This window comes from Streptomyces sp. BK239 (assembly GCF_004217285.1).
Taxonomy (GTDB): domain Bacteria; phylum Actinomycetota; class Actinomycetes; order Streptomycetales; family Streptomycetaceae; genus Streptomyces.
The window spans coordinates 421,094-437,850 of the sequence record NZ_SHKS01000005.1; the positions used below are offsets into that span (position 1 = coordinate 421,094).

The window sequence follows — 16,757 nt, forward strand, 5'->3', positions numbered from 1 at the left end:
AGCGTGAACACGGAACGACGTGCGCCCCTCGACCGGAAACGGGTGGCCGACACAGCGCTGCGGCTCCTCAACGAGGTCGGCCTCGACGGCCTCACCCTGCGGGCCATCGCCAAGGAGCTGGACGTCAAAGCGCCCGCCCTGTACTGGCACTTCAAGGACAAGCAGGCCCTGCTCGACGAGATGGCGACCGAGATGTACCGCCGGATGGTCGCCGCCGCCCCCCTCGGTCCGGACGACACCTGGCGCGAACGGATGCTCAAGGCCAACCACGGCCTGCGCACGGCGCTGCTCGGCTACCGCGACGGCGCGAAGGTGTTCAGCGGCTCCCGCTTCACCGGCATCGAGCACGCCGGGCAGATGGAGGACAACCTGCGCCTCTTCACGGCCGCCGGCTTCACCCTCGCCCAGGCCGTCCGCGCGATCACGACCACGTACCTCTACACGCTCGGCTTCGTCACCGAGGAACAGGGCGTCCAGCCCCTGCCCGGCGAACGGCGCGAGGGCTTCGACGTCGACGAACGCGCCCGGCTGATGGCCGACTTCCCGCTGTCGGCCGCGGCCGGCGCGGAGATCTTCGGCCACTACGACCGGGGCTTCGCGGAAGGACTCGAACTCCTCCTGGCGGGCATCGAGGCGCGGTATGCGCGCCCGCACGGCCCGGACGACTGAACCCGAGGGCCCCGCGTGGCCGGTTCACCGGCTCTTCATCCGGGTTTCCCCTCGCCCAGGCGCGCAGTTACCCGCCGCTCAAGCCTGCCCTTCCTACGATCGTGCGACCTCCCGCTCAGAATTCAGGTGCGCACACGTGGCCAACAGAATCACCCTGTCCGTCGTCGTCCCCTGCTACAACATCGAGCCGTACGTCGCCGAGACCGTGACCAGCCTGGTCAACAACGCCCGGGACGACTTCGAGTTCCTCTTCGTCGAGGACCGCTCCACCAAGGACAGGACCTACGAGGCCCTCCTCGACCTGACCGGGAAGCTCCCCCGCAGCAGGGTGATCCGGCACGAGCGCAACGGCGGACTGGCGACCGCGCGCAACACCGGCGTCGACGCGGCCGAAGGCCGCTACCTCACCTTCCTCGACGGCGACGACTGGCTGGCCCCGGGCCACCTCGCCCGGGTCGTCGACGTCGCCGAACGGTTCGACGTCGACTTCGTCCGCACCGACCACGTCCAGGTCACCGGCGTCGAACGGGCCGTCCACCGCGCGCCCGAGGGCCGCCGCCACACCCCACTCGACCCGCGCGACTCCATCCTCCCCGTCGACGACACCACCATGGTCGACTACCCCTACGCCTGGGCCGGCGTCTACCACCGCCGCCTCCTCGACAGGGGCCTGCTCCGCTTCCACGACGGGCTGCGCACCGCCGAGGACCGGCCGTGGATCTGGGACCTGCACCGCAGGGCGGACTCCTACGTCGTCGCGAGTCTGCACGGCGTCTTCTACCGCCGAGGGCTCACCGGTTCGCTCACCCAGATCGGCGATGTGCGCCAGCTGGACTTCTTCCGCGCCTTCGACCTCGTCCTCGCCGAACTCGCCGACGACCCCGAGGCCGGCCGGCTGCGCCGCAAGGCGCTGCGCGACTACTGCGTCGTCATCGCCCACCAGCTCCTCGACCGGCGACGCTTCGAACGCGGCGTGGCCGCGCGGCTGAGGCGGCTGGCCGCCGAGGCGCTCGGCGCGATGAGCGAGGAGGAACTGGGGGAGGCCGTGGTGGGGATGGGCGAGGAACGCGTCCGGGTGCTGCGCCGGGTGCGCGGCGGCATGAAGGGAGTGGCCGCGTGATCCAGATCTTCTGCTCCGCCACCCAGTACGCGGCCGCGACGGTCACCGCCGCGATCCGCGCCGGCCTGTTCGGCCCGCGCGAGGGCGTGCGCCGCGTCCTCGTCGTCAGCGACACCTCCGCCGTGCCGGAGGTCGGCACCCCGCTGGACCGGATGCCCGGCTTCGACGCGCTGCGCGGCGAGTTCGACGAGGTGCGCTCCTGGAACGCGTTCGTCTCCCCGCACCACCCGGCCGGCTGGTCGCCGCGCGCCCAGGACGCCCGGCTCTGGGAGAAGGCCGTACGCCTCGCCTGGGACCTCGGCGACGAACCCGTCGAGATCGCCTGCGAGTCCCTTCAGGCCAACCCCTCCCGCGCGATCGCCGACATCTTCGCGGACAGCGCCCTCCACGTGTACGCGGACGGCCTGATGAGCTACGGCCCCACCCGCAACCGCATCCCGCACGGCGTGAGCAGCCGCATCGCGCGCGTGCTCCACCTCGACCTCGTCCCCGGGCTGCGGCCCATGCTGCTGTCCGAGTACGGCGTCCCCTCCGTGGCCGTGCCAGACGCGGCGATCGTCGACGTCCTCGCCCGGCTCGGGGAGTCGAACGCCCGCCTCCTCGCCGAGCGGCTCCCCGCCGACCGCCCGCCCACCGCCGTGCTCCTCGGCCAGTACCTCTCCGCGATCGACCTGATCAGCCAGGACGAGGAGGAGCGGCTGCACGTCCGCATGCTGCGGGCCGCCGCCCGAGCGGGCCACGAGGACGTGCTGTTCAAGCCGCATCCGAGCGCGCCCGCCGGCTACGGCGACGCCCTTCGGACGGCCGCCGCCGAACTCGGCGTACGGCTCACCGTCCTGACCGAACCCGTCCTCGCCGAGACCGTCTTCGCGTACCTGAAGCCGAAGCTCGTCGTCGGCTGCTTCTCCACGGCGCTGACGACCGCCGCCGCGTTCTACGGCGTCCCCGTCGCCCGCGTCGGCACCGAACTGCTCCTGGAGCGCATCACACCGTACGAGAACAGCAACCGGATCCCGCTCACGATCATCGACGCGGCCCTGCCCGACGCGGAACGCGCCCCGCTGGGCGAACCGGTCGAACTCGCGGGTCTCGCGGACGAGTTGACGCCCCTGGTGCGGGCGGTGGCCTACTGCATGCAGTCCCGCAGGCATCACGCTCTGCGGCCCGAGGTGGTCGCCTGGCTCGCCGTCCGTCTCGCCGACCACGAGCGGTACTTCAAGCGGCGGCGGTTGACCAACCTGCGGTTGCCCGGTGGGGCCCCCGTGCGGGGAGCCGCGCTGCGGCGGCATCCCGCCGTGCGGCGGGCGGTACGCAGGCTGCGGGCCACAGCGGCGCGTTAGGGGGCGCCGCGTGCCCTGGCAGGGGCGGGGCGCTGCGCGCCTCCGCCCCTGCCGCCCTAGTCCCGGCGGACTTTCAGTGACTTCTTCAGGCGGGGGCCGAACGGTTTCTCCACGAAGCGGTGCAGCAGCCAGGCGATGGCCAGCATCGACAGGACCGTCGCGGCGAGCGTGGCGTACGGGTCCAGGTGCAGGCCGCGGTACAGCACGCGGATGAAGAACCAGCCCAGGTGCTCGTGGACCAGGTAGAACGGGTAGGTCAGCGCGCCCGCCACGGTCAGCCAGCGCCAGTTCGCCCGGCTCGTCCAGCCCACCGCCACCGCGGCGACGGCGGCGAAGGCGAGGAAGGCGATCGCCTGGACGACGTAGGGGTTGCGGTGGAAGTCGCCGTGCATGCCCGGGTGCCACAGGGCGGTCACCGAGTAGCGCTGGCCGAGCAGGAAGCTCACGCCGACGATCCCCCACAGCAGCAGGTCGCCGCCGAAACGGTGGATCAGGTACAGGGCGAGACCGCCGATGAAGTAGGGCGCGTGGTCGCGCATCACCAGCTCGTCGGTCAGCGGATGGTCGGCGACCCGGGCGAACACCCCGGCCAGCGTCCACAGGACGCAGAACACCACCACCCGCCGGTAGGTGACACCCCGCCAGACCACGCACAGCGCGAACAGGGCGTAGAAGCGGACCTCCACCCAGAGCGTCCAGTCCACGCCCAGCACCCGGTGGGCGCCCATCGGCTGCTGCAGCATGGTGAGATTGACGAGGAGCTCGTCCGAGCGCAGCGGCGCGGAAACCACCGGAAGGATCAGTCCCGCGGCGGTGACCAGCACGATCGCCGCCCAGTACGCGGGGTACAGCCGGGCCACCCGGGAGCGGAAGAAGTCGCCCGGGGTCCGGCCCCAGATGCTCATGCAGATCACGAAGCCGCTGATCACGAAGAAGAACTGCACGCCCAGGCTGCCGTACGTGGCGAACTGCGACAGCGTCGGGAACTTCACGCCGGGGGACTGGCGCCAGGACTGCGCGACCTCGCCGTTCTTGCCGGCGTAGTGGTAGAAGCACACCATCAGGGCCGCCAGCAGGCGCAGGCCGTCCAGGGCGCGCAGCCGGCCTTCCGCCCGGGGCCGCACGGTCGAGCGGTCGGGGAGGGAGAGGGTCAGCCGGGGAGCCGGTCTCGTCGCCGGCCCCGGGGCCTGGTCGGTCGCGCTCATCCTGGAGGCCTTCCTTGGAGGGGCATTCGGGTTCGTGTGCGGATGCGGGAGACGGGTCGACCGCGCAGCGCCCTGGCCCGGCGCGCCAGCCTGCGTACGGCCCGGTTGCGGGGGAGGAACGCCAGTCCCGTCGGGAGGCCCCCCGGCAGGGCCAGTGACGCCAGCCGGCGGCGGGTGAAGTAGCGCGAGGTGTGCCGGCCGGCGTGCGCGGACAGGTACCGCTCCGCCTCGCCCCGCAGCTCCGGATGGACCCGGGGCCGCATGGCGAAGCCCACCGCCCGCAGGAGCGCGGCCAGTTCCCGCACCCGCTCCCGCGACGGAGGTGTCCACCCGGCCACCTCCGCGGGGTCCTCCAGGTCCGGCAGCAGCACGTCGACGACGGTGAGCGGCACCCGCTCGGCGTTCCCGTACGGCGTGAGCCCGGCCAGCGCGTCACCCGTCCCGGCCCGCGCGACCGGCAGGCCGTACGGCACGGCGGCGGTCAGCAGCGCGGGGGAGGAGCAGCCGACGACCAGGGCGGGCCGCAGCCGCCGGACGGCGACCTCCGCGAGCACGGGCCGTTCCAGGACGGTGAGTTCGGCGCCCAGCCGGCTCGCCTCGTCCTCCAGGGCCCCGAACCGGCGTGCGGACGCGGCCGGGTGCGGTGCGAGGACGAGGGTCCGGTGCCCGAGCGCCACCGCGCCGCGCACCATGCGCAGATGCGGCTCCTGTTCCGCGTCGGAGCCGCACTGCCCGAGCAGCAGCACGGGCCGCTCGGACGGCTCCGGCAACTCCTGCTCCGCGTCGGCGAGTTCGCCGATCACCTTGAGGAACGCCCCGGACGGCACCGGCACCGCCGGCACGCCGAACTCGGAAAGCAGCAGCGGGGTGAGACCCGGCACCAGGTCCAGGTGCAGCAGCCGGCCGACACGGGTGCCGATCAGCGGGTCGAGCTTGTCGGGGCTGGGGCCGTAGCTCAGCAGACCGTCGGCGTAGACGTCCACGGGAGCCCCGGTGAACACCTGGCACAGCGCCGACGACGGGTCGGTGTGGACGGACTCCACGACGAGGTGGACCTCGTCGTCGCCGAGCTCCCACAGCAGCCGCAGGTGCCGCTCCCACAGCGGGACGTCGTCCGGGCGCGGCGTCCAGCCGGCCGGGTGGAAGGGGGAGACGGTCTCGTTCCAGGAGCGCACCTCGTCGAAGCGCTCCCGGACACGGGCGAAGCCCGGCACGGCGGCGACGGAAGGGGCGGTCTCCGGGTTGGCCGCGGTGTCGGCGATCAGCAGCAGCCGGCGGTCGGACGGCTCGAACAGGCCGGCGTCGAGAGCGGCGGCCAGCATCGCCGCACCGCGCGCGGTGGAGACGCAGAAGATCCGGGCGGTGCGCGGCATCAGAGGGCCACCGCCCCCGCCGTCACCGGCCGGCGCCGTACCCTGCGCAGCGTGCCCGCCCGCCGGGCGTCCATCGACTCCATGACCTCCGCGAGCACGTCCTGCGGCATCCTGCGCAGCGCTGCGGCGCACAGCGAGCGCAGCCTGCGGGCCACGGCCGGCTCGAACCGCTCGATGGAGCCGAGATGGTGGGCCATGACCGCGCAGTACGTGCGCACCGCCTTCGGCAGCAGCGCCCCCGCCTCGGGGTCGCGTGCCGTCTCCTCGACGACCTGGTCGAAGGCGCGCACGAAGTCCAGTTGCCGCACGTCCGCGATCTGGGTGAGCGAAGAGGCCACCCCGCGCCGGTAGAAGACGCCCAGCAGCCCCACGACCGCGAAGGTCTCCGCCTCCCGGTGCAGCTTCCAGATCCACGGCCGGTCCTCGGCGGTGCGCAGCCCGTCGGTGAAGTGCAGCAGCCCGCGGTCGACCAGCCGGCGGTGGTAGACGCCCGCCCACGCGTAGGCGTAGTCCACGGGGGTGGACCGGTCCGCGGGCAGGATCGCCGCCCGCGGGTCCAGCACCGTCGAACGGCGTCCGTGCGGGACGCGGTGGACGGCGCGGGCCCGCCCGGTGCACTGCACATGGTCGGTGCGCACGAAGTCGCAGCCCAGCTCCTCGATCGCGTCGAGGAGTCGGGCAAGGTACCCGGGCGCGAGCCAGTCGTCGCCGTCCAGGAAGGTCAGATACTCGCCGCGCGCCCTGTCGATGCCGGAGTTCCTCGCGCTCGCCAGCCCCGCGTTCCGCTCGTGCGAGACCAGCACCGCGCCCGGCAGTTCGCGTGTCCCGCGGGCGAGGATGCCGGGGGTCGCGTCGGTCGAACAGTCGTCGACCAGAATGAACTCGAAGTCAGCGCGCGCATTCGCACGCAAACTCTTCAGAGTGTCGGACGCGAATTGCTGCACGTTGTAGAACGGCACGATCACCGAGAGCTTGGGCACGCCGAAACCCTAAGAGGCCTTATTGCGGCTCCTCTTGACGCCCGGAATATGGCTGGTGAACTCGATGTGTCGGAACGGTGCATCGAGGATACGCAACGGCCGTCGGCCTGCCGGTTATTACTTCGGCCTTACTCCGTTAACCATTCGTTGAATCACGGTTCGGCCCGTCCTGGATTTCGCTTCCTAGGTTCGAGCCGTGCCACTTCGTACTCCGAAGCCCCTGCGGGTCGCCGTCCTCGCCGACTCCGACACCCGCTGGAAATGGGGCGCCCTGACCGCGGGACGCGTCCTGCCCGCCGGCCCCGCCCCGGTGCTGGACGGTTTCCTGCTGCGCGGCCGGGCCACCCCCACCCCCCGCCAGCTGAGCGAGGTCGGCGTCCGCGCCGACTCGCTGCGCGAGGTGACGGCCGTGGAGTTCCTGCGCGTCATGGCGCGTGAGTCGTACGACGTGCTGGTCCTCGCCCTCGTGGGCGGCGGCGTCCAGGCCGTGCTGCACGGCCTCGGGCGGGCCTGGGAAGGGCGGAGCGAGCGGCCCGTCGTCGTCACCGGCTATGTCGGCGTCGTCTACGAGAAGCTGGCCGACGGTCTGCTGCTGCGGCACGGCGCGGACCTCGTCCTCGCCAACTCCCGTCAGGACGCGGAGCGTTTCCGCGCGGTGTACGAAGGGGTGGGCGCCGACGCCTCTGCGGTGACGGAGGTGGCCCTGCCGTTCCTCGGCGGCGACCCCTACCAGGGCGAACACAGCCCCTACACCGTGGTGTTCGCGGCGCAGCCCTCCGTGCCGGACAACCGGGCGGACCGCACCTACCTGCTGGAAAGGCTGGTGAGGCACGCGCGGCTGCACCCCGACCGGGAGGTGCTGCTCAAGCTCCGCTCCCGGCCCGGCGAACACACCACCCACGTCGAGGAGTTGCCCTACCAGAAGCTGGTGCGCGACCTCGACGCGCCGCCCAACCTACGCCTGGTCTACGGCAACATGGGCGAGATCCTCGACCGTGCCGACCTCATGGTCACGGTCAGCTCCACGGCCGCCCTGGAGTCCCTGCACCGCCGCGTCCCCACCGTCGTCCTCACCGACCTCGGCGTCCGGGAGACGCTCGGCAACCACCACTTCATCGGCTCCGGCTGCCTCGCCTCCTGGGACCAGCTCGACGCCGGACACCGGCCTGAGCCCGACCCGCGGTGGGTCGCCCGGCAGGGCGTGGCCGCCGGCGCCTCCGGTGGAGCCGCCCCGGCTGGAGGCTCCTACGCCACCGCCTTCGACGCGGCGCGCGAGCGGATCGGCGCGCTGCTCGACCGGCCCGGCGGCCTGCCGCCGCTGACCCCGTACTACACACCCGCGACCGCGCCCGGCTACCTGCCCGGCATCCTCGCCCGCCACCACCTGGGACCGGACGGCAGTCCGCTGCCCGGCGCGCCCGCCGCCGACGAGGAGCCCGGAGCCGTCCGGAGGATCGTCCGCCGGGCGGCGCGCGGCGCCTACCGGCACGGAGTGCAGCGGGTGGCGCCCGTCATCCGGCGGATGGGGGAGCTGTGACCCGTCAAGGAGAGACACCCATGACCGACCCCCGGCCCGGCGCGCACCGCGTCCTCGCCGTCATCCCCGCGCGCGGCGGCTCCAAGGGAGTGCCCGCGAAGAACCTCGCACCCGTCGGCGGAGTGCCGCTGGTGGCGCGGGCGGTCCGCGAGTGCCGCGCCACCCGCCTGGTGACGGACGTCGTGGTCTCCACCGACGACGAGGCCATCGCCGCCGCGGCCCGGCAGGCCGGCGCGCAGGTCGTGCCGCGGCCCGCCGCCATCGCCGGCGACACCGCGACCTCGGAGGCCGCGGTCCTGCACGCCATGGACGCCCACGCGGCCCTGAGCGGCACACCCGCCGACGTGGTGCTCCTGGTCCAGTGCACCAGCCCGTTCCTCGTCCGGCAGGACATCGACGCGGTGGCGGCCGCGGTGGTGGAGGGCGGCGCGGACACCGCCCTGACCGTCGCGCCCTTCCACGGGTTCGTCTGGCGCGACGCGGCCGACGACCCCGCCGCGCACACCGGGACCGGCGACGCCCGGACCGCCGGCGGCCACGGCGTCAACCACGACAAGTCCTTCCGCCCCCGCCGCCAGGACCGCCCCCAGGACCTGCTGGAGACCGGCGCCGCCTACGCCATGGACGCGGCCGGCTTCCGCGAGCACCGCCACCGCTTCTTCGGGCACACCGAACTCGTACGGACCGACCCCGCCCGCGTCCTGGAGATCGACGACCCGCACGACCTCGCCCGCGCCCGGGCACTGGCCCCCCTCCTCGACGCGAACAGCCCCGGCGCCCTCCCGGCCGCCGGCGACGTCGACGCCGTCGTCCTCGACTTCGACGGCACCCAGACCGACGACCGGGTGCTGATCGACTCCGAAGGCCGGGAGTTCGTCTCCGTCCACCGCGGTGACGGACTCGGCATCGCCGCCCTGCGCCGCAGCGGGCTGAAGATGCTGATCCTGTCCACGGAACGCAACCCGGTCGTCGCCGCCCGCGCCCGCAAGCTTCAACTGCCGGTGCTGCACGGCGTCGACCGCAAGGACCTCGCGCTCAAGCAGTGGTGCGACGAACAGGGCGTCGCGCCGGAGCGCGTGCTCTACGTCGGCAACGACGTCAACGACCTCCCCTGCTTCGCCCTCGTCGGCTGGCCCGTGGCGGTCGCGAGCGCCCACGACGTCGTACGCGGCGCCGCGCGCGCGGTCACCGCCCTCCCCGGCGGCGACGGCGCGATCCGCGAGATCGCCGGCTGGCTCCTCGGCCCCTGCCTCGACCCGCTCACCCCCCTCGACCCTCTCCCTCCCCTCACCCCCCTCTCCCGGTAAGGAACCCACAGATGAGCACCAACTCCCGCCTCCGCCGCTTCGGTTCGCGCACCGCCGGACCCGGCCGCCCCGTCTACGTCTGCGGCGAGATCGGCATCAACCACAACGGCGAGCTGGAGAACGCCCTCAAGCTGATCGACGTGGCCGCCGAGGCCGGCTGCGACGCCGTGAAGTTCCAGAAGCGCACCCCGGAGATCTGCACCCCGCGCGACCAGTGGGACATCGAGCGCGACACGCCCTGGGGCCGCATGACCTACATCGACTACCGGCACCGCGTCGAGTTCGGCGAGGACGAGTACCGCGCCATCGACGACTACTGCAGGACCAAGGGCATCGCCTGGTTCGCCTCCCCGTGGGACACCGAGGCCGTCGCCTTCCTGGAGAAGTTCGACGTCCCCGCCCACAAGGTCGCCTCCGCCTCCCTCACCGACGACGAACTGCTGCGCGCCCTGCGCGCCACCGGCCGCACCGTCATCCTCTCCACCGGCATGTCCACCCCGAAGCAGATCCGGCACGCGGTCGAGGTCCTCGGCAGCGAGAACATCCTGCTCTGCCACGCGACCTCGACCTACCCGGCGAAGGCCGAGGAGCTCAACCTCCGCGTCATCAACAGCCTCCAGGCCGAGTACCCGAACGTCCCGATCGGCTACTCCGGCCACGAGACCGGCCTGCAGACCACCCTGGCCGCCGTCGCCCTCGGCGCCGCGTTCGTCGAGCGTCACATCACCCTCGACCGCGCGATGTGGGGCTCCGACCAGGCCGCCTCCGTCGAGCCGCAGGGCCTTCAGCGTCTCGTCCGCGACATCCGCACCATCGAGGCGTCCCTCGGCGACGGCGTCAAGAAGGTCTACGACTCCGAACTCGGCCCGATGAGGAAGCTGCGCCGCGTCACCGGCGTCGTCGCCGAGGCGGAGATCGCCGCGGCGGCGGGCGAGCCCGTCGCGGTCTGACGACACCGATGAGCCTTCGCGCCGGTACCGCCGGCACCACCCCCCACACCCTCGCCTTCGTCGAGAGCCCCGTGCAGCTGCTGAACGTCCTGGAATGGGCGCACGCCCGAGGCCTCGGCGGCGAGGAGCGCTCCGGCGCGGGGCTCACCGTCGTCGTCCTGTCCCCGGTCGACCCGATGACCCGCGGCCAGCTGCGCCGCATGGCCGAACTGGCCCGCGACGAAGGCCACACGGTCCGCTGGGAGGACGCCCGCGACGGCGCGGGCGCGCCCCTGCACACCCTCCGCGGTCTGACCCCGCTGCTGCGCGCGGCGAGCCGGATCGTCGTCGGCGACCCGTTCTCCCGCTACGTCCAGCTCCTGCTGACGATCGCCCGCCCCGCCGACCTCGTCGTCGTCGACGACGGCACGGCCACCATGGAGTTCGTCGGCCAACTGGCGCGCGGTGAGAGGCTCGTGCGCTGGCACCGCACGGGCGGCCGGCCCGGCCCCCGCGATCTGCTCCTCGCGCCGGTGTCGGCCGCCGCCCGCCGCCGTCTGACGCCCGGCCAGGACCGGCGGGTGGAGGTCTTCTCCGCCATGCCGGTGCCGCAGACCCCGGCCGGCGTGACGGTCACCGCCAACGCCTTCGCCTGGACCCGGGCCCGCTTCGGCCCGCCCCGTGTGACGAAGGGCGCCGACCTGGTCGGCACGTCCCTCGTCGAGACGGGCGTCGTCGACGGCGACCGCTACCTCCACGCCGTCGGCCTCCTCGCCCGGACCCATGGCGCGGCCCGCTACTTCGCGCACCGCCGGGAGAGCACCGACAAACTCCGCCGCCTCGCCGCCGAGACCGGCCTGGAGATCGTCCGCCCCGACCTGCCCCTCGAACTGATCGCCCGCCGCGGCCCCGTCGGCCGCACCGTGCTCAGCTTCCCCTCCACCGTCGTCCACACCCTGCCCCTGGCCCTGACCGGCACCGGGGTCCGCGTGGCCGTCTGCGACATCGATCCCGACTGGCTGACCGGCCACGCCTCCCCCCGCGCCCAGGGCTTCCTCACCGCGGTGACCGCCACGGCCCGTGCCGCCCACGACCTCGCCGAGGCGACACCGCGAGATCCCTCAGCTGTCCCGCTTGTGGGCCAGCAGGAAGGACACCGGGCGACTGGTCTCGGCCTCGGGCTCCAGGACGGTGCTGGCCAGCAGGGAGAGGCCGGCCTGTTCGAGGTGGGCGGTGACCGCTGACGGCGAGCGCCAGTGGTACGAGAGGGCGACCTCCCGCCCGAACCGCTCGGTGAGCCGCTGCTCCTCCCCGCCGCCGGTCTGGAAGCACAGCAGGACGTAACCGCCCGGGGCGAGGACCCGCCGGAACTCCGCGAGCACGCCCGGCAGATGGGCGTCCGGCACATGGATGAGCGAGAACAGGGCGAGCACTCCGCCCAGCGTCCCGTCGGGCAGGTCCAGGGACTCCATCGACCCCACGTGGAACCGCACCCCGGGATGGGTCCGCCGGGCCAGCGCCGTCATCCTCGGTGAGACGTCGACGCCGAACACCGGGACGCCGAGCCGGGCGAGCCGCGCCGTGACGTGCCCCGGCCCGCTGCCCACGTCCGCGACCGGCTCGCGCCCCCTGGATCTGACCAGCTCCGCGAAGGCGCACAGCAGCGCCCGGTCCAGGGGCCGGCGCTCCAGCCAGTCGGGGATCTGCCGGGCGTACTCCTCGGCGATCGCGTCGTACGAGGTCCGTGCGTCCCGCACGAAACCGGGCTCCGCGATCACCGGACAGGAGCGTGTGTTCGGTGCGCTCACGGGCCGGACTCTACCGACGCGGCCCCCGCCGGGAGGCCGAACCGGCGGATCCGCCCGCTGGTCCCGGGCGCGCGGGCCCGGAATCGGCGCCCTCGGGCCCGGATCGGCGCCCTCGGACGTTCCGGTACGTGGACAGGCCCGGCGTGATCCGCTCGGGGCGTGGTATGCGTGGAAGTGAGAGAGCAAAAAACGGGATGGATCAGGATTCATGATCCACTCGGGCGAAGTCGGCCGAGTGTACCCATCCCGAAAGACAGCCATGCGCCGTGCGACCGGCTTTTCTGCCTCTACGGGCTGAATTTTTGTTGATCGTGGGTCAGTCGACCGCCCCGGCGTCCTACCCTTCAGAGGGTGAAGCAACTGATGTCCCGAGAGTCCGAGGCCGATCCTTCAGGGGACGCGCTGCTCCCCGGCGTCCTGCCGGAGGTCCTGCGCGCAGAGCTCGTCGCCTTCCGCCGCGACATGCACATGCACCCAGAGCTCGGCAACCAGGAGTTCCGCACGACCGCCGCCATCAAGGAGCGCCTGGAGCGGGCCGGCCTCAAGCCGCGCGTCCTCGCCGCGGGGACCGGCCTCGTGTGTGACATCGGCGACGCGAGCGACGGCACGCCGGTCCTCGCCATGCGCGCCGACATCGACGCGCTGCCCATCCCGGACACCAAGACCGAGTGCTCCTACCGCTCGACGGTGCCCGACCGCGCCCACGCCTGCGGCCACGACGTGCACACCACCGTCGTCCTCGGCGCCGGCCTCGTCCTCGCCGACCTGCACAGGCAGGGCCTGCTGCCGCGCCCGGTGCGGCTGGTGTTCCAGCCCGCCGAGGAGGTGCTGCCCGGCGGCGCCGCCGACGCCATCCAGGACGGCGTGCTGGAGGGCGTCGGCCGGATCATCGCCGTGCACTGCGACCCGCGCGTGGACGCGGGGCTGATCGGGCTGCGCGCGGGCCCCATCACCTCCGCCTGCGACCGCCTGGAGATCGCCCTCGAAGGCCCCGGCGGACACACCGCCCGCCCGCACCTGACCACCGACCTCGTCACCGCCGCCGCCCGCGTCGTCACCGACGTGCCCGCGCTCGTCGGCCGCCGCGTCGACACCCGCGCCGGCCTCGCGGTGACCTGGGGCCGGATCGACTGCGGTCACGCGCCGAACGTCATCCCGCAGCACGCCGAGCTCTCCGGCACCGTGCGCTGCCTCGACATCGACGCCTGGCGGCAGGCCCCCGACCTGGTGGTCGCCGCGATCGACGAGGTCGCCAACCTGCACCGCGCCAAGTCGGAGATCAACTACGTCCGAGGCGTCCCGCCGGTCGTCAACGACGCCGACGTCGCCACCCTGCTCAACGACGCGATGATCGCCCGCCATGGCGAGGGCACCGTGGAGAGCACCGAGCAGAGCCTCGGCGGCGAGGACTTCTCCTGGTACCTGGAGCGCGTCCCCGGCGCCATGGCCCGCCTCGGAGTCCGCCACCCCGGCGAGCGCACCGTCCGGGACCTCCACCAGGGCGACTTCGACGCCGACGAGTCCGCGATCAAGGTAGGAGTGGAACTCTTCACAGCGGCAGCTCTCCTGGACGCGAAAACCCGAACAGCGTGATCTGACGCGAGCGGACAGTCTGGGCGGCGGACACCCGGGCGGCCTGCCCGGGAGCAGCCCCCCACCGCCCCTCTGCCGCAGTGGTCGGTGCCGTGGAGTGTCCGGAATGGCGGGCTTTGTTCGGTGGGGTCATGTGGGTGTAACCGGGCGGGGCCGCCTGGGGCGCGGTGGCGGCACGAATCGGTAACGGCCGGTGGGAATCCCGTTCCGCTCGCCTTCTACGCGCGTTACTGTGCGCCGAAATCGCCAGCCGGATCGGACAGTTGGGGGAGCCGCGCCGGAGGCGCCACATGGGGACACGCGGGCCGTTCGGCGGCGCCGTGGGGATGAAGGGTGCTTGCTGTGCGTTCGATCTCTCGGAAGACCAGAATCTCCCAGGCCGCGGTGGCCGTCGCGGTCGTCGCACTCGCGGCCTCCGGCTGCGGCGAGTCCAGCACCGGCGCGAAGAGCGACGGTGACAAGCAGTCGTCCGGCAAGTACTCGGGCAAGGGCGTCGGCCTCGCGTACGACATCGGCGGCAAGGGCGACCAGTCGTTCAACGACGCCGCCTTCGCCGGCTTCCAGAAGGCCGACAAGGAGTTCGGCATCGGCGGCCGGGACGTCGAGCCCCAGGACGGCGAGTCCGAGGCGGACAAGGTCCAGCGTCTGACCCAGCTGGCCAAGGAGGGCTACAACCCGGTCATCGGCGTCGGCTACATCTACGCGCCGGCCGTCAAGGAGGTCTCCGCGAAGTTCCCGAACACCACCTTCGGGATCATCGACGACGAGACCGTGCAGGCCAAGAACGTCGCCGACCTGGTCTTCCACGAGGAGCAGGCCTCCTACCTCGCCGGCGTCGCCGCCGCCAAGGCGACCAAAAAGGCCCACATCGGCTTCATCGGCGGCGTGGACATCCCGCTGATCCACAAGTTCGAGGCCGGTTACGTCCAGGGCGCCAAGTCGGTCAACCCCAACATCAAGATCGAGTCGCAGTACCTGACGGAGACCCCCCAGGAGGGCGGCTTCTCCAGCCCCGACAAGGGCAAGGCGGGCGCGAGCGGCCAGATCGAGGCCGGCGCCGACGTCATCTACCACGCGGCCGGTCTCTCCGGTCAGGGCGTGATCTCCGAGGCCGCCGCCAAGAAGGTGTGGGCCATCGGCGTCGACTCCGACCAGTACAACCAGAGCTCGCTGGCCGCCTACAAGGACCACATCCTCGGCTCGGCCCTGAAGAACGTCGGCGGCGCGGTCTACGACCTCGCCAAGTCGGTGTACGAGGGCAAGCCCCTGTCCGGCGTGGTCCGCGGCAGCCTCTCCAACGACGGCGTGGGCTTCGCCGACACCAACCCCAAGTACAAGGCCCTGACCGACGTGGTCGCCGCGGTCGACAAGGCCAAGAAGGACATCGTCGACGGCAAGGTCAAGGTCGACACGAAGTAACGCTTCGGCACACCCGGGAACGGCCGCGGCCCGCCCGTCCCCGAACCGAAGCCGAACCCGCACCGGCATCCCCGCAGACCACAGCGCCCCTCGCCTTGCGCGAGGGGCGCTGTGCTGTCCGTAGCGCTCGAACCGACTGCGGCCACAGCTCGATAACGGACCGGACAGAAGCCTTTTTCCGCCAGGTCTACGCGCGTTACGCTGCGGCGGAACCAGCGCCTGGTTTGGGCGCTTGCACAAAGGAGTCACGTTCCATGCGCCGGGTGTCCCGTATCGCGGTTGCGGGTGTTGCGACCGCTGCCCTCGCCGTCACCGTTTCCGCTTGCGGAAGCTCGTCCAAGTCGTCGTCCTCCTCTGCCGGCGAAGACAAGAACCTGGGCCTCGCGCTCGCGTACGACATCGGCGGCAAGGGCGACCAGTCCTTCAATGATGCCGCCACCGCGGGCATGGAGAAGGCCAACACGGAGTTCGGTTACAAGTCCTCCGCCGTGGAGCCGCAGGACGGCGAGTCCGAGGCCGACAAGGTGCAGCGCCTGGAGAGCCTCGCCAAGCAGGGCTACAACCCGGTGATCGGCGTCGGCTTCGCCTACGCGCCGGCCGTCAAGGAGGTCTCCGCCAAGTTCCCGAAGACCACCTTCGGCATAGTCGACGACGAGACCATCAAGGCCGCGAACGTCGCCGACCTGGTCTTCCACGAGGAGCAGGCCTCCTACCTGGCCGGTGTCGCCGCCGCCAAGGCCACCAAGACCAACGTGGTCGGCTTCATCGGCGGTGTCGACATCCCGCTGATCCACAAGTTCGGCGCCGGCTTCAAGCAGGGCGTCCAGGACACCAAGAAGGGCGTCACGGTCAAGGAGCAGTACCTGACCGAGACCCCCGCCGAGGGCGGCTTCTCCAGCCCCGACAAGGGTGAGAGCGCCGCCGAGGGCCAGATCGACGCGAAGGCCGACGTGGTCTACGCCGCCGCCGGTCTGTCCGGCCAGGGCGTCATCAAGGCCGCCGCGGCCGCCAAGGTCTGGGCGATCGGCGTCGACTCCGACCAGTACAAGCAGGACGCGCTGAAGGCGTACAAGGCCTCGATCCTGACCTCGGCCATGAAGAACGTCGAGGGCGCGGTCTACGAGCTGGCCAAGTCCGTCAAGGACGGCAAGCCGCAGACCGGCGTCATCCGCGGCAGCCTCTCCAACGGCGGCGTGAGCCTGTCGGCCTCCAACCCGGCCTTCGCGTCGAACAAGGAGATCCAGGACGCGGTCAACAAGGCCGCCGAGGCGATCAAGGCCGGCACGATCAAGGTGAAGACCTCCTGACCGCAGTGTCGAGGCCTGCTGAAGGTCTCTCATAGGCCGGTCCAGGACATGGCCGAACGGGCGCTGTGATGACAGCGTTACGCCCACGCGACGGGGCACGGGACGAAGGCTCGGCCCGCGCCCCGTTCGCGCGGCAGAATGCTCGGAACGGATCGGGACTCGATCGTAGA

Annotated in this window: 13 protein-coding genes and 1 pseudogene; 10 read left to right on the top strand and 4 right to left on the bottom strand. The window is 72.2% G+C overall.

The genetic code is table 11. The annotated features are described in order from the left end of the window. Positions 1-3: 3 nt before the first annotated feature. From EV567_RS18345 to EV567_RS18355, 3 genes are all read left to right on the top strand, one after another. Positions 4-669 (top strand): TetR/AcrR family transcriptional regulator C-terminal domain-containing protein, encoded by a 666-nt coding sequence (locus EV567_RS18345; protein WP_130441330.1) that lies wholly within the window; start codon positions 4-6, stop codon positions 667-669. 136 nt (positions 670-805) lie between these two features. Next, positions 806-1,789, top strand: coding sequence for a glycosyltransferase family 2 protein (locus tag EV567_RS18350; protein WP_207228796.1), 984 nt, complete (start codon positions 806-808; stop codon positions 1,787-1,789). Further along, entirely contained in the window at positions 1,786-3,129 is a 1,344-nt protein-coding gene (locus EV567_RS18355) for a polysialyltransferase family glycosyltransferase (protein WP_130441334.1), read from the top strand. The genes EV567_RS18350 and EV567_RS18355 overlap by 4 nt, the downstream gene beginning before the upstream one ends. Before the next feature lie 56 nt (positions 3,130-3,185). Here the strand turns inward: EV567_RS18355 and EV567_RS18360 are convergent, their stop codons facing one another. The 3 genes from EV567_RS18360 to EV567_RS18370 are packed head-to-tail and all read right to left on the bottom strand — an operon-like array spanning position 3,186 to position 6,687. Next, complete coding sequence (locus tag EV567_RS18360) at positions 3,186-4,334, bottom strand: acyltransferase (RefSeq protein ID WP_207228797.1); 1,149 nt, start codon at positions 4,332-4,334, stop codon at positions 3,186-3,188. Continuing rightward, positions 4,331-5,707 (bottom strand): polysialyltransferase family glycosyltransferase, encoded by a 1,377-nt coding sequence (locus EV567_RS18365; RefSeq protein ID WP_130441336.1) that lies wholly within the window; start codon positions 5,705-5,707, stop codon positions 4,331-4,333. The genes EV567_RS18360 and EV567_RS18365 overlap by 4 nt, the downstream gene beginning before the upstream one ends. After that, positions 5,707-6,687: a glycosyltransferase family 2 protein gene (locus tag EV567_RS18370; RefSeq protein WP_130441338.1), complete on the bottom strand. Its 981-nt coding sequence runs from the start codon at positions 6,685-6,687 to the stop codon at positions 5,707-5,709. Before EV567_RS18370 ends, EV567_RS18365 begins: the two co-directional genes overlap by 1 nt. Positions 6,688-6,883: 196 nt before the next feature. Here EV567_RS18370 and EV567_RS18375 point away from each other — a divergent pair, with 196 nt between their 5' ends. From EV567_RS18375 to EV567_RS18390, 4 genes are read left to right on the top strand one after another with little or no spacing between them, the layout of a single operon-like run. Continuing rightward, a complete protein-coding gene (locus tag EV567_RS18375) occupies positions 6,884-8,224 on the top strand; it encodes a DUF6716 putative glycosyltransferase (protein ID WP_130441340.1) in 1,341 nt (446 codons plus the stop codon). A gap of 20 nt (positions 8,225-8,244) precedes the next feature. Continuing rightward, a complete protein-coding gene (locus tag EV567_RS18380; protein ID WP_130441342.1) occupies positions 8,245-9,531 on the top strand; it encodes an acylneuraminate cytidylyltransferase in 1,287 nt (428 codons plus the stop codon). Positions 9,532-9,542: 11 nt separating this feature from the next. Next, on the top strand, positions 9,543-10,481 hold the full coding sequence (locus tag EV567_RS18385) for an N-acetylneuraminate synthase family protein (protein WP_130441344.1): 939 nt from the start codon (positions 9,543-9,545) through the stop codon (positions 10,479-10,481). Positions 10,482-10,489: 8 nt separating this feature from the next. Further along, positions 10,490-11,704: a hypothetical protein gene (locus EV567_RS18390; RefSeq protein ID WP_242620881.1), complete on the top strand. Its 1,215-nt coding sequence runs from the start codon at positions 10,490-10,492 to the stop codon at positions 11,702-11,704. Between the two features lie 15 nt (positions 11,705-11,719). On the opposite strand, the pseudogene EV567_RS18395 reads toward EV567_RS18390, so the two are convergent. Further along, positions 11,720-12,529: pseudogene (locus EV567_RS18395) on the bottom strand (methyltransferase domain-containing protein); the annotation flags it as partial. A 102-nt stretch (positions 12,530-12,631) separates the two neighbouring features. Here EV567_RS18395 and EV567_RS18400 point away from each other — a divergent pair. From EV567_RS18400 to EV567_RS18410, 3 genes are all read left to right on the top strand, one after another. Further along, a complete protein-coding gene (locus tag EV567_RS18400; protein WP_130441703.1) occupies positions 12,632-13,861 on the top strand; it encodes an amidohydrolase in 1,230 nt (409 codons plus the stop codon). A 351-nt stretch (positions 13,862-14,212) separates the two neighbouring features. Next, entirely contained in the window at positions 14,213-15,280 is a 1,068-nt protein-coding gene (locus EV567_RS18405) for a BMP family protein (RefSeq protein ID WP_130441705.1), read from the top strand. 254 nt (positions 15,281-15,534) lie between these two features. Further along, positions 15,535-16,587: a BMP family protein gene (locus EV567_RS18410; protein WP_130441348.1), complete on the top strand. Its 1,053-nt coding sequence runs from the start codon at positions 15,535-15,537 to the stop codon at positions 16,585-16,587. Positions 16,588-16,757: the final 170 nt, after the last annotated feature.